The 13,308-nt window shown below is 73.1% G+C and carries 12 protein-coding genes; 9 read left to right on the top strand and 3 right to left on the bottom strand.

The window, feature by feature from the left end; genetic code table 11:
• Positions 1 to 35: 35 nt before the first annotated feature.
• Genes Q5530_RS02470 through Q5530_RS02460 form a run of 3 tightly spaced genes read right to left on the bottom strand, consistent with a single transcriptional unit; the run spans position 36 to position 1,651 of the window.
• Positions 36 to 596, bottom strand: coding sequence for a nucleotidyltransferase family protein (locus Q5530_RS02470; protein WP_415360414.1), 561 nt, complete (start codon positions 594 to 596; stop codon positions 36 to 38).
• A 4-nt stretch (positions 597 to 600) separates the two neighbouring features.
• Positions 601 to 786, bottom strand: a complete 186-nt coding sequence (locus Q5530_RS02465) for a response regulator transcription factor (RefSeq protein ID WP_380633424.1) — start codon at positions 784 to 786, stop codon at positions 601 to 603.
• Positions 787 to 826: 40 nt separating this feature from the next.
• On the bottom strand, positions 827 to 1,651 hold the full coding sequence (locus Q5530_RS02460) for an alpha/beta fold hydrolase (RefSeq protein ID WP_415360413.1): 825 nt from the start codon (positions 1,649 to 1,651) through the stop codon (positions 827 to 829).
• Positions 1,652 to 1,978: 327 nt separating this feature from the next.
• Between Q5530_RS02460 and shbA the strand changes: the two genes are divergently transcribed.
• The 9 genes from shbA (at position 1,979) to Q5530_RS02415 (ending at position 13,276) form a co-directional block, all read left to right on the top strand.
• Positions 1,979 to 2,659 carry an RNA polymerase sigma factor ShbA gene (gene shbA / locus Q5530_RS02455; protein WP_380633428.1) on the top strand — a complete coding sequence of 227 codons (681 nt, stop codon included), beginning with the start codon at positions 1,979 to 1,981 and terminating at the stop codon, positions 2,657 to 2,659.
• Between the two features lie 22 nt (positions 2,660 to 2,681).
• A complete protein-coding gene (locus Q5530_RS02450; protein WP_415360412.1) occupies positions 2,682 to 3,722 on the top strand; it encodes a carbohydrate kinase family protein in 1,041 nt (346 codons plus the stop codon).
• 344 nt (positions 3,723 to 4,066) lie between these two features.
• On the top strand, positions 4,067 to 6,136 hold the full coding sequence (locus Q5530_RS02445) for a transglycosylase domain-containing protein (RefSeq protein WP_415360411.1): 2,070 nt from the start codon (positions 4,067 to 4,069) through the stop codon (positions 6,134 to 6,136).
• Positions 6,137 to 6,796: 660 nt separating this feature from the next.
• Positions 6,797 to 7,705 (top strand): M23 family metallopeptidase, encoded by a 909-nt coding sequence (locus Q5530_RS02440; protein WP_415360410.1) that lies wholly within the window; start codon positions 6,797 to 6,799, stop codon positions 7,703 to 7,705.
• Positions 7,706 to 7,904: 199 nt separating this feature from the next.
• On the top strand, positions 7,905 to 8,858 hold the full coding sequence (locus Q5530_RS02435; RefSeq protein WP_415360409.1) for an LLM class F420-dependent oxidoreductase: 954 nt from the start codon (positions 7,905 to 7,907) through the stop codon (positions 8,856 to 8,858).
• Positions 8,859 to 9,206: 348 nt separating this feature from the next.
• On the top strand, positions 9,207 to 9,782 hold the full coding sequence (locus Q5530_RS02430; RefSeq protein ID WP_415360407.1) for an RICIN domain-containing protein: 576 nt from the start codon (positions 9,207 to 9,209) through the stop codon (positions 9,780 to 9,782).
• A gap of 151 nt (positions 9,783 to 9,933) precedes the next feature.
• Positions 9,934 to 10,851, top strand: coding sequence for a LacI family DNA-binding transcriptional regulator (locus Q5530_RS02425; RefSeq protein ID WP_415360451.1), 918 nt, complete (start codon positions 9,934 to 9,936; stop codon positions 10,849 to 10,851).
• 107 nt (positions 10,852 to 10,958) lie between these two features.
• Complete coding sequence (gene malQ / locus Q5530_RS02420) at positions 10,959 to 12,827, top strand: 4-alpha-glucanotransferase (RefSeq protein ID WP_415360405.1); 1,869 nt, start codon at positions 10,959 to 10,961, stop codon at positions 12,825 to 12,827.
• Positions 12,828 to 12,916: 89 nt separating this feature from the next.
• Entirely contained in the window at positions 12,917 to 13,276 is a 360-nt protein-coding gene (locus tag Q5530_RS02415) for a hypothetical protein (protein ID WP_415360404.1), read from the top strand.
• Positions 13,277 to 13,308 lie beyond the last annotated feature (32 nt).

The raw sequence follows: 13,308 nt of genomic DNA, 5'->3' as shown, positions 1-13,308 counted from the left end.
CCATGGCACACCGACCGCCGCGCGGACCCGGTTTTTCAGGTCACGAGGTCCTCGGGCCGGTCCACGTCCGCGCCGTCGGCGACGTCCTCGCACGGCACCACCACCGCGCCGTGCGCCCGCAGGTAGTCGCGCGCGCCCGCGTCCCCGGTGGCCGCCGCCGACACCCCCGGCCAGTGGTCCGCGCCGATCAGCACGGGGTGCCCCGGCGCCCCCGCGTAGGAGGCGCGCGCCAGCACCGCGGGTGACGCGAGCGCCACTAACCGCCCGACGGCCGCCGCGGTGACGCCCGGCGTGTCCACCGGCAGCACCACCACCGCGTCCACGCCGGTCAGCGCGGCCAGGCCGACGCGCAGCGAGGAGCCCATGCCGGTGGCCCAGCCGGGGTTGTCCACCACGACGAGACCCGCCAGGGACGTCTCGGCGCGCACGGTCGCCGCGGCCGCCCCGAGCACCACGACCACGGGCGCGCACCCGGCGTCGCCCAGCACCGCCGCGGCGTGCTCGACCCAGCGCACGCCGCGGTGCGCCACCAGCGCCTTGGGCCGGCCGAACCGGCTCCCGGCGCCCGCGGCGAGCACCAACCCCGCGACCCGCACGGGGTCAGACTATGGCCCGGTGCCCCCTCAGCTCGCTCCGGCCGGCCACCGCCAGCTTGCGGTAGACCCTGGTCAGGTGCTGTTCGACCGTGCTCACGGTGATGTGCAACCGCGTCGCGATCGCCCGGTTGCTGTGGCCCAACGCGGCCAGGGTCGCGACCCTGCGCTCCGAGTAGGTCAACTCCGTCATACGCGGGAACACGTGCGGGGGACCGGCTGCGGTTCAACCGTCAGCGCAGATGCTCCAGGAGAAGCGAGGTGAGCACCTCCGGCGCCTCCTCCGGCACCCAGTGCGACACGTCCTCCAGCATCTCGAACCGGTACGGCCCGGTGACCCAGTCGCCGGTGGCCAGCGCCGCGGTCGAGCCGAACGCCACGTCCTCGGTGCTCCACACGTACATCGTGGGCACCGACACCTTCTCGGCCCTGCCGCCGGGCCGGCCCGCGCGGTACCAATTCAGCGCCCCGGTCAGCGCGCCCGGCTCGGACAGCCGCCGCACGTACTCGTCCACCCGGCTCGGGGGCACCCTCCACTCGAAGAACCCCCGCAGCGCCGCGGCGTCGTCGGCGAGCATCCGCTTCTCGGTGCCGCTGTTGCGCCACTCGGTCATGTACCCGGAGCGCAGGTGCTGGTCCTCGTCGGTGCGCAGCGCGTCGGCGAGCGCGCCGGGGTGCGGCGTGGACACCACGGCGAGCCTGCGCACCCGCCCGGGGTGCTCGGCCGCGGTCCACCAGGCCACCGCGCCGCCCCAGTCGTGGCCGACCAGGTCGAACGCCGACCAGCCGAGCGAGCCCGCCACCGCCAGCACGTCCCCGACCAGCGCGTCCACCCCGTACTCGGCGGGCCGCTCGGGGCGCACGCCGGGGGAGTAGCCGCGCTGGTCGAACGCCACCGCCCGGAAACCCGCGCGGCCCAGCACCGCGACCTGGTGCTCCCAGGCGATCGCCGCCTCCGGGAAGCCGTGCAGGAACAACACCGGGCGGCCGTCCTCCGGGCCCGCCGCGATCGCGTCGAAGATCCCCTCGTCCGTCGGCACGCCGATCTGCTCGATCACTGGATTCAGACCCCATCCCTCGCCCGGTCAGCCGCTGCGCCGGACATTCTGGCCCGCGACCCCGACCGCTCCGCCGGCCCGGGGGTCACCCCGAACCGCCGACCCGATTGCGGGACCCGGACGCGGAACGGTTCACCAGGATGAACCAGCGCCCCGTCGGCATTGGGCCGTTCGGCTCATATCCTCCCTCGGACGGGTGTTCTTCCCGCTGGTCCGTCGTCGATCGTGGTCAGCTTTTCCGGATCCCGTATCAGGGGCCGTGCTGCGTGCTCCTCATGAGTGAGCCGGGGTGGGCCGGGAGGCAGAGCAGCGTGAGGAGGTCGCCGGATGGTGCATCACGCATCCGTGCGAGCTGACGTCGAGTTCGCGGCGGGGGCGCCCGGCCGTCCCGGGGTCCGGCTGGTGCCGGGGGGAGCCCCGGACCACCGCTCCGCCCGGTGGCTCGCCGAGGCCGAGCTGGCAGACCTGGTGGACGCCGCCCTGCTGGGCGACCAGCGCGCGGTCGAGCAGCTGCTCAAGCGCATCCAGCCGCTGGTGCTGAGGTACTGCCGGGCGCGGGTCGGCACGCGGGAGCGCACCCTCGTCTCGGCCGACGACATCGCCCAGGAGGTGTGCCTGGCGGTCGTCGCGGCGCTGGGCAAGTACCAGTACGAGCCCGGCTCGTTCCTGGCCTTCGTCTACGGGATCGCCGCGCACAAGGTCGCCGACGCCCGAAGACGGGCCGTGCGCAGCCGGTCGGAGGTCGTGCCCGAGCTGCCCGACACGCCCGCCCTGGAGGACGGGCCCGAGCAGCGGGCCATGAACGGCGAGATGATCGGCCACGTCACCGAGCTGCTGCGCAGGCTGCCCGACCGGCAGCGGGAGATCCTGGTGCTGAGGGTCGCGGTGGGCCTGTCGGCCGAGGAGACCGCGGCGGCCGTGGGCTCCACGCCGGGCGCGGTCCGCGTCGCCCAGCACCGCGCGCTGGCCCGGATGCGGGAGATGTTCGCGGCCGCTGTCGAGGGCTGACCGGCCCTGGCATCGTGGGGGGATGGCACCGCCGTCGCCCGCCGATCCCCAGTTCGACGTGCTGCTGTCCGGGACGGTGTTCCTGGACATCATCTTCACCGGTCTGCCCCGGCCGCCCGCGCCGGGCACCGAGGTGTGGGCCGAGGGCCTGGGCTCGTGCCCCGGCGGCATCGCCAACCTCGCCGTCGCGCTGAGCCGGCTCGGGCTGCGCACGGCGCTGTCGGCCGCGTTCGGCGAGGACGCCTACGGCGACTTCTGCTGGGAGGTCCTGGCCGACCAGGAGGGCGTCGACCTGTCCTACTGCCGCCGCTTCTACGGCTGGCACTCGCCGGTCACGGTGTCCATGGCGATGGACCACGACCGCTCCATGGTGACCCACGGCCACCGGGCGCCCGTGTCGGGTGACGAGCTGCTGGACCCGCCGCCCTGCACCAGGGCGTGCTTCGTGCACGTCGGGGCGGAGGACGAGCGGTGGGTGTCGCTGGCCAGGGAGCGGGGCGCGCTGCTGTTCGCCGACATCGGGTGGGACCGGACCGAGGCGTGGTCGCCCGACCTGCTGCGCCGGCTGGACGGCTACGACGTGTTCCTGCCCAACGAGGTCGAGGCCCGGCACTACACGCGGTGCGGCTCGGCGCGGGACGCCGCCGTCGCGCTGGCCGAGCACGTGCCCGTGGTGGTGGTGACCAGGGGCGGCGGGGGAGCGGTCGCGGTCGACTCGACCAGCGGCGAGGTCGTCGAGGTGCCCGGCCTGAACGTCGCCGCGCTCGACTCGACCGGGGCGGGCGACGTGTTCGGCGCCGGGTTCGTGGTGGGGACGCTGTCCGGGTGGCCGCTGGCGCACCGGGTGCGGTTCGCGAACCTCTGCGCGGCGCTGTCTGTGCAGCACTTCGGAGGGTCGCTGTCGGCGCCGGGGTGGGTGGACATCTCCACCTGGTGGCGGACGGTGTCGCGGCGCCTGGACGACGACCTGCGCCAGTACGGGTTCCTGGAGGACGTGCTGCCGCGGCAGGCGCGCACGGAGATGCGGCGGGCGAGCGCCACGATCCGGCTGAACCCCCGATGATCACCCGATCGTGATCTTGCCTCCGTCGAACACCTGTTCGACAATGGACCACGTGATCGACGATCGCCCCCGCCCCCGGCGGGTGAGCTCGATCACCTCGTCCCGCCCGGTGGCCCCGGCCCCTCGGCTCGACGGGGTTTCACCAGGCGCTCCACCGGGCAGGAGTAAGTTCGACAGCTGTCGTCGAGATCGCTCTCGAAATTCCTGCTCGCCGGTGAGCAACCTGCGGCGGTCGTCGTGCGACTTACTCGATGGGGGTTTCCCGCGGGGTCTCGGAAGGGGTTGCTGGTTCAGTGTTCGCCGCTCGCGCGACAGGTCTGGTCAAGTTGGTGGGGTTGTGCCTCATGGCGGGCGTGCTCGCCGCGGCGGTGCTCTTCCCCGTGGTCGGCGGTCTCGGTCTGGCCTCCAACCGCGCCGCGGACACGGTGGACCAGACCTCCGGCGAGCTGACCAAGGCGGAGCTGCCGCTGGTGTCGACCGTGCTGGACATGAACGGCCAGCCGATCGCCTACCTCTACGACCAGTACCGCATCCCGGTGCCCTCGGACCAGATCTCGGACACCATGAAGGCCGCGATCATCGCGATCGAGGACAAGCGGTTCTTCGAGCACAAGGGCGTCGACTGGCAGGGCATCGCCCGCGCCGCCGCCAAGGCGGGCGTGGACGGCGGGGCCTCCCAGGGCGCCTCGACGCTCACCCAGCAGTACGTGAAGAACTACCTGGCGTTCGTGGTCGGCAAGGGCTCGGAGGAGGCGTACGAGAAGGCCACCGAGGTGACGCTGGGCCGCAAGATCAGCGAGGCCCGCATCGCGACCCAGCTCGAGCAGAAGATGAGCAAGGACGAGATCCTCACCGCCTACCTCAACGTCGTCCCCTTCGGCAACCAGACCTACGGCGTCGGCGCGGCGGCCCGCGCCTACTTCGACACCACGCCCGCCGAGCTGACCGTGCCGCAGGCCGCCATGCTCGCCGGCCTGGTCAACGAGCCGAGCCGGCTCAACCCGGGCGCCGACGTGGACGCCGCGATCAAGCGCCGCAACACGGTGATCGACAAGATGCGGGAGAACGGCGCGTTCGGCGCGGACCCGCAGGTCGCCGACGAGAAGGCCGACGAGTACAAGGCCGCCGACATCGGCGTGGTGCCCGACCTGAAGCTGCTGCCCAACGGGTGCGTCGGCGCCGGCGACGGCCCGATCTACGGTTTCTTCTGCCGCTACCTGATCGACTACCTGGAGCGCGCCGGCCTGCCGCTGGAGGAGGTCCTCCGCGGTGGCTACACGATCACCACCACCATGGACCCGGTGGCCACCCGCGCGGCCAAGGACTCCGCCATGGCCCAGGTGCCGAAGACGCAGCCGGGCATCTCCAACGCGATGGCCGTCGTCCAGCCGGGCGCGGACAAGCACCGGGTGCGCGCGCTGGCCGCGAACCGCGACTTCGGCAACAACGCCGAGGCCGGGCAGAGCGCCTACTCGATCCCCGCCGAGGTGACCAAGTTCGGCGCGGGCTCCATCTACAAGGTGTTCACCGCCGCGTCCGCGCTGGAGCGCGGGGTCACCGGCATCGACCGGCAGGTCGACGTCCCCAAGACCTACACCTCGTCGGTCTACAAGGACGGCAACAAGGGCTACACGGTCAAGAACGACGGTGAGTACGGCGGCAAGATGACCCTCACCGACGCGCTGGCCAAGTCGCCGAACACCGCCTTCATCATCCTGGAGGAGAGGGCGGGCCTGAACAACGTCGTCGACATGGCACACCGGCTGGGCCTGCGGGAGTCGATGCAGGGCGTGAACGAGGAGGGCATCCCGCTCAAGGCCGACGGCTCCAACGGCCCGTCGCAGGGCGACGTCTACAAGCGGGACAACAGCGGCTCGTTCACCCTGGGAGCCGGCCCGACCAGCGTCCTGGAGCTGGCCAACGTCGCGGCCACCATCATGAGCGGTGGCAAGTGGTGCCCGCCGACCCCGGTGGAGAAGATCGTCGACCGCAACGGGCAGCCGGTGCAGCTCGACGAGGCGCCCTGCGAGCAGGCGGTCGAGCCCGGCGTGGCCAACGCCCTGGCCACCGGGATGTCCGCGGACACCAAGGGCGGCGGCACGGCGGCGCAGGCGGCGGGCAACGCCGGCTGGACCCGCCCGATGATCGGCAAGACCGGCACCACCGAGCACCACATGTCGGTCGCGTTCATGGGCGCCACCCCGCAGTACGCCGGCGCGGTGATGACCTACGCCGACGGCTCGACCCCGCAGGCGATCTGCCCCGGCAGCCCGCCCTACCTGTGCGGCCGGGTCAACTCGGGCGGTGTCTACGGTGGCCAGGTGGCCGCGCCCACGTGGTTCAACGCGATGAACGTGATCCACCAGGGCAAGCCCGTGGAGCCCCTGCCGCAGGTCGAGCAGCGCTACCGCTAGGTCCGCCCGCCCGCGAACGCCCACCGGCTCGGGGACGCACCGGACCTGGTCCGCGATCCAGGCTCGTGGTGCTCCGGTGCGGCTCGGTCACCCTGAAGTCGATCCGGGCGGGCCGGACCGGACGGCGCGGCGCGACAGGCCGAAGCGCGGTCCGAACTCCGGTTCGACGGTGAACCGCGACGCGGTTCCCGAACTCATGGCCGGCCCGTCCCACCGGTGATCGCCCCAGCGGCGGTCCGGTCGTGGGACGGGCCCGGCCTTTTTCACCGTTGCCACGCCGTCGCGGCCGTAGTCGGTGTGGTGCTCGTCACGCCGTTCTGCCGGGTCGTCCACCCCCGGACCTCCCGGAAGGCCGGTGGTGGGGCGGTCCGTCACATGATCGGCCTCCCGTTGCAGGGCGCGGACCAGCGGGTTTGTCACGGCCCGATACGGAACCTACGAGTGTCTGAACACGCTGAGTGATAATCAGTGTGTTAGCTCACGAAAAACCCGCAGCACTCACCCGAAGGGTTGCCCTTCCTGGCTACGTCGGGTTACTTTTCCGGCCGAACATCACGGTTCGGTCACCGGATGGACACGGCACCGCTCCCCGAAAGCGGGGCCACCTGGATCCCCCGCCAGGCGTCCAGACCGAACTCCCCGATGCAGGAAGGCACAACCTTGGCACGGCATTCGATCGCCAGTGGCCGCCGCGCGTTCAGCGCGTCCCCGAGGGCCACGGGCACGCGCGGTTGTCACCGAGCGGAGTGCGACAAAGCCCCCGTCACGGGGCGCGTCGCGGCCGTCGTGGTCGCGGCGGGCACGCTCGTCACCGGTGTCGGCGCGGCCGGCGCCCTCGGCGGCGACAGCCGGATCATCCCGCTGGCCGCCGGCACCGACTTCGCGGCGGCCTTCGCCGCCAACACGACCACCGCCCCCACCTCGCAGACCACCGCGGTCCGCACCGTCCACGCGGTCGAGCCCGGCCTGGAGACCGCGAAGCTGATGCGGTCGGAGGCGCTCCTCGCCCGGCAGCACGTCGACCAGGCCATCAAGCACGCCTCGGACGGCTACCAGGGCCGCCAGGCCGAACTGAAGCGCCAGCAGGAGGCGGAGCAGGCCCGCGTCGCCGCCGAGGAGGCCGAGAAGGCGCGCGTCGCCGCCGAGCAGGCCCGCGTCGCCGCGGAGGAGGCGGCGAAGCGCCCCAGGGTGGCCAAGCCCGCCGAGGGCGCCTTCACCTCGGGCTACGGCGCGCGGTGGGGCACGACGCACTACGGCGTCGACATCGCCAACGCCATCGGCACCCCGATCCTGTCCGCCCTGGACGGCGTGGTCGTCGAGGCCGGTCCCGCCTCCGGCTTCGGCCTGTGGGTCCGCGTCCAGCACGGCGACGGCACGATCACCGTCTACGGGCACGTCAACGAGATCCTCGTGTCCCAGGGGCAGCAGGTCCAGGCGGGCCAGCAGATCGCCACCATGGGCAACCGCGGCCAGTCCACCGGTCCCCACCTGCACTTCGAGGTCTGGGTCGGCGGCTCGCAGAAGATCGATCCGATCGGCTGGCTGGGCGCGCGCGGCATCTCCCTCTGAACTTCCCGGTCCCGCCCCGCCGCTCCCGCACCCCTCATGGGTGAGGAGCGGCGGGGCGGAGTGCTGTGCGGGGTGGGTGAGGGGCGTGCGGGCGGGCCGCTGTGCAGGGGTGGGTCAGGGGCATACCGACCGGTCGGTACCTGCGGTACGGTGACGGCCGGATGCCCGGACGGGCGCCGGGACGCTCAGGGAGGCGATCGTGAGCCGTTGGGGAATCACCCTGCCGTTGACCGGTGTGCCGGTGCTCGACCACCGCGGGCTGGTGGCGGAGCTGGCCGACCTGGGCTACACCGACGTGTGGTCCGCCGAGACCGCCGGCACGGACGCCTTCACCCCGCTCGCGCTGGCCTCGCAGTGGTCGGACCGGATCCGGCTGGGCACCGCCATCGTCCCCGCCTACACGCGCGGCCCCGCCACCCTCGCCATGTCGGCCGCCACCCTGGCCGAGGTCTCCGGTGGGCGGTTCGTGCTGGGCATCGGCTCGTCCTCGCCGGTGATCGTGCAGCGGTGGAACGGCGTGGAGTTCCGCGAGCCGTTCCGGCGCACGCGCGACACCCTGCGCTTCCTCAAGGCCGCGCTGAGCGGCGAGAAGGTGACCGAGGACTACGAGACGTTCTCGGTGCGCGGGTTCCGGCTGGAGCGGGTGCCCGCCGAGGCGCCGCCGATCATGCTGGCCGCCCTGCGCCCCGGGATGCTCCGGCTGGCCGGGCGGGAGGCCGACGGCGCCATCACCAACTGGCTCGGCGCGGGCGACGTGCCCAGGGTGCGCGAGGAGCTGGGTGACCGGGCGGAACTGGCCGCCCGCGTGTTCGTCTGCCCGACCGAGGACGCCGACGCCGCCCGCGCCCTGGGTCGGATGCTGATCAGCACCTACCTCACCGTGCCCGCCTACGCGGCCTTCCACGACTGGCTCGGGCGCGGCGAGGCGCTGCGGCCGATGCACGAGGCGTGGGCGGCGGGCGACCGGCGCGGCGCGGGCGCGCTGATCCCCGACCGGGTCGTGGACGACCTGATCGTGCACGGCAGCCCGGCCGAGTGCCGCCGCCGGGTGGCCGAGTACGCGGCGAACGGGGTGGACACCCCGGTCATCGCCGTCCTGCCCACCGGCGCCGACCAGTTCGACCTGGTGCGCGCCCTCGCCCCGAACGCCTGATCCCGGCCCTGACCCCGGTCCCGCCGGCGGGACCGGGGGCATCAATGCGCGAGCGGAAACTTGGTGCCGCCCCCGGAATCGGGTAACGTCCCTTCCGCTCGGCCGGGTCCGGAACTCTCCTGGGAATAGACCGGGACGTTCCCGTTTCTTCCTCCGTCAATCCTCCCGATGTCCGGTCTGTTCCGGCGCGGGCATTTACAGCGGCCAGTCTCATGCCTCTGAACTGCTAAAACGTGTTCAACAACTCCTCGGGGAAGAGGCGCGACAACCGGCGGGCCACATTCTTCGCCAGCGAAGCACCAGGGGTGGATCATGCGTGTCACAAACGGTTCGGTACGGATTTCGGGGATGGTCCTGCTGTCCCTGCTGGTGCTCCTGGGTTCTTTCCTCCAGGCACCGGCGGCCACGGCGGCCCAGGCGCTCGGCGTACCCGCCGACGCACCCCTCAACACCGACCTGCCCGCCCCGGGCGGCCTCGACGGCGTCCAGGCGAGCGCCGGCGGGTGGTACGGCCCGTTCACGTTCCGCGCCCTGCACAGCAACAAGTGCCTGGACATGCCCGACGCGGCCACCCACAACGGCGCGGCCGCCGCCCAGCACGAGTGCGTCGCCGGCGCGGTCGCGCAGAAGTGGTACCTCTGGCAGACCGAGGGCGACGGCACGACGGCCCGCTTCATCTTCCGCAGCGCCGCCAGCGGCAAGTGCCTGGAACCGGCCTACTACGGCGTCGGCGCGCCGGTCGTGCAGTACCCCTGCTACGTCCTGACGAACCAGATCTGGCAGACCGACGGCGAGGTCTACTCCAACGTCTGGTCCTACCTCTGCCTGGACGTGCTCGCCGCGTCGCAGGCCAACCGGGCCTCCGTCATCGCCTCGAACTGCCACGGCGGCGCCAACCAGACCTGGCTGAGGTACGACGCCTGACCCCGGCCCGACGAGCGGCGCCCTCCCACCCCGGGAGGGCGCCGCTCGTGCGATGACCAGGGGCCGGGACGTCCCGGCCGGTGCGCGCGACCGGACCACCACGCGGTTCTGGCTAGGCTCGTACCAGGTCGGGAGGTGGAAGTTGACGAGCATGTCCGACGTCGCGCGGGCGGCCGGGGTGTCCGCGGCGACGGTGTCGCGGGCGCTGCGCGGTGAGCCCGGGGTCTCGGAGGCGACCCGCCGGTACGTCACCGAGGTCGCCAAGCGGATGCGGTACGCGATCGCCCGCGACGCGTCGAGCTTGGCTGGCGGGCGGCGGTACGCGATCGCCGTGCTGACCGCCGACGTGGGCCGGGGCGAGCTGCTGGCCGGGGCCGAGGGCGCGCTGCGCCAGGCCGGTTACGACGTGCTCCTCTACGTGGTGAAGGAGCCCGAGGCGCGGTCCCGGTTCTTCGAGGAGCTGCCGCTGGCCCGCCGGGTGGACGGCGTGCTCGCGCTGTCGGTGGACCTCGGCGGGGCCGAGGGCGCCGCGCTGGCCGGCCTGGGCGTGCCGGTGGTGGAGGTGCGGGACGACGGTCCGCGCGAGGCGCTGCGGGTGGCCGTCGGGCACCTCGTCGGGCTCGGGCACCGGGACGTCGCGTTCGTGGTGGCCGGGGACGTCGACGAGTCCTGCGACGAGCTGCTGGCCGAGGGCGGGCTCCGGGCGCGTCCCGAGTGGAGCCTGTGGTCCTCGCCGACCGTCGCGGGCGGTGAGCAGGTGGTGGACGCGCTGCTGGACGCCGAGCGGCTGCCGACGGCGGTGATCAGCTCCAGCGGCGAGGTGGCGCTCGGCGTCTTCCTGCGGCTGCGCCGCGACGGGCGGGAGGTGCCCGGCGACGTGTCGATCGTCAGCCTGGAGGGCCTCGACCTGACCCGCGCGGTGGGCCTCACCGCGGTCGAGGTCGCCTGGCGGGAGCGCGGCGAGCACGCCGTGGACGCGCTGCTGGCCGGCCTGCGCGGGGAGTCGGCCGACCGCGAGCCGCCGGCCGTCCGGCTGGTCGTGCGGAATTCGTCCGGACCCCGGGTTTGAACCCCCGTCGCGCAGGCCATTAACCCGGGAGAACTTCCTGCGACCATCGGGTGACCAGGCCGGTCCGGCCTGGCTTCGGCAGACCTGAGGAGACGAAGCTGTCCGGCGTGGACGACGAGCTCGCGGCACTGGCCGAGGCCCACGGCGTGGCCACTCACTACGAGGACGCCGATCAACGCCGCGCGGACGTCGACGCCGACATCGTGGTGGCCGTCCTGGCGCAGCTGGACGTGGACGCCTCCAGCCCCGAGGCGATCCGCCGCGCGCTGGCCGCGCCGAAGCCCCCGCCGCGCACGCTCGTGCTGCGCGAGGGCGACGTGCTCGACGAGACCGGCACCGCCCTGCTGGAGGGGGGCGGCGAGGTCGAGCTGCCCGCCGCGCTGCCGCTGGGCTACCACCGGCTGGGCGACCGGACGGTCATCGTGGCGCCCCGCCGCCTGGAACCGGTGCCGCGCGCGTGGGGCTGGATGCTCCAGCTCTACGCGATGCGCTCGGCCGAGTCGTGGGGCATGGGCGACTACGGCGACCTCACCACCCTGGCCCGGCGCAGTGCCGAGGAGCTGGGCGCGGGCGTGCTGCTGGTCAACCCGGTGCAGGCGATCAGCCCGACCACGCCGGTGGAGCGGTCGCCCTACTCGCCGTCCAGCCGCCGCTACGCCAACCCCCTCTACCTGCGCGTCACCGACGTCCCGGCGTACCGGCGGGCCGACGGGAAGACCCGCGCGGAGGTCGACGCGCTGCGCCCGCCCGGCGACACCGAGCTGATCGACTACGACGCGGTGTGGGGGGCCAAGGCCAAGGCCCTGGAGCTGCTGTGGCGGCACGAGGAACACCGTGAGCCCGAGGGCGACCTGCTGGAGTTCGCCCGGTTCTGCGCGCTGGCCGAGGAGCACGGCCCCGACTGGCGGGAGTGGCCCGCCGAGCAGCGCGACCCGGCGACCGCCACCCCTTCACGCGAACGAGTGATGTTCCACGCTTGGCTCCAGGAATTGTGCGAGCAGCAACTGGATCGGGCCCGACGCGCGGCGCACGATTCGGGTATGCCAGTCGGCGTAGTGCACGACCTCCCCGTCGGGGTGCACCCCGGTGGCGCCGACACGTGGGCCTGGCGCGACGCCTTCGCCCCCGCCGTCACCGTCGGCGCCCCGCCCGACGCGTTCAGCCAGCTGGGCCAGGACTGGAACCTGCCGCCGTGGCGGCCCGACCGGCTCGCCGAGCAGGGCTACGAGCCGTTCCGGGCGGTGGTGCGCAGCGTGCTGCGGCACGCCGACGGCATCCGCATCGACCACGTCGCCGGCCTGTGGCGGCTGTGGTGGATCCCGCCGGGCGAGGCGCCCAAGCGCGGCACGTACGTGCACTACGACGCGGAAGCGATGCTGGCCGTGCTGACCCTGGAGGCCCACCGCGCGGGTGCCGTCGTGGTCGGCGAGGACCTGGGCACGGTGGAGCCGAAGGTCACCGAGTCGCTGCACGAGCACGGGATGCTCAGCTCGGCGGTGCTGTGGTTCCAGCGCGACTACGACCTGCCCGGCCACCCGCTGATCCCGCCGGAGAAGTGGCGCGGGTCGGCCATGGCGAGCATCTCCACGCACGACCTGCCGACCGTGGCGGGCTTCCTGGCCGCGGAGCACGTTCGGGTAAGAGCCGAGCTGGGGCAGTTTGAGGGACCCCCGGAAGGGGAATACGAGGCAGCCGCGCGCGAGCGGGGGGAGTTGGTCGAGCTGCTCGACCAGGAGGGGGTGCCGGCCGATGACCTGGTTACCGCGTTCCACGCACTCCTCGCCAAGGCCCGTTCCGCGCTCGTGCTGACATCGCCCCAGGACGCGCTGGGCGAGACCCGCCAGCCCAACCTGCCCGGCACCACCGATCAGTACCCCAACTGGCGAATTCCCCTGCCCATCGCGCTCGCGGACCTCTTCGAGGACCCGCGCGTGCGCCGGGTGGCGGCCGCGCTCGCCGCCGGGCGCGGCCGGTGAACCGCGACACGCACGCCTCCGCAGGCCGCCCACCTGCGGAGTATGGTCAAGCCCGTCACCCGCGCCATGGTTGGAGGTGGCATTCACCCGTGAACACCGAACTGGTCGCCCGCACCGGGTTGTTGCCCGAGCTGCCCGTACAGACCGCCCCCGTCACGACCGCCCTGCCGAGTCCCGTCGACGCCCTCGAAGCGGCCGTCGACCGGGTCCTCACCGCCGTGCGGCCGTCCAACCTCGCCGATCCCCAGTCCGGCACCCGCTTCGCCGAGGAGTCCCTGCGGGACGCCCTGCGGCGCACCGACGCCGGCTCGAACCCGGCCCTGGAGCAGGCCGTCGCCTGCGCCGAGGCCGCCGCCGAACACCTCCGCTACTCGGAGCTCCAGGAAGCGCGCCTGCTGCTGGTCGCGGCACGTGGACAGCTCGTCAGGTCGCACACCGGCAGGTCGTGACCTGGAACTGGTAGGGGTCGGAAAGTCTTTGA

The sequence above is a fragment of the Saccharothrix sp. BKS2 genome (genome assembly GCF_047689505.1).
Classification (GTDB): Bacteria; Actinomycetota; Actinomycetes; order Mycobacteriales; family Pseudonocardiaceae; genus Actinosynnema; species Actinosynnema lopnurensis.
This window is presented reverse-complemented; position numbering and strand designations above follow the sequence as displayed.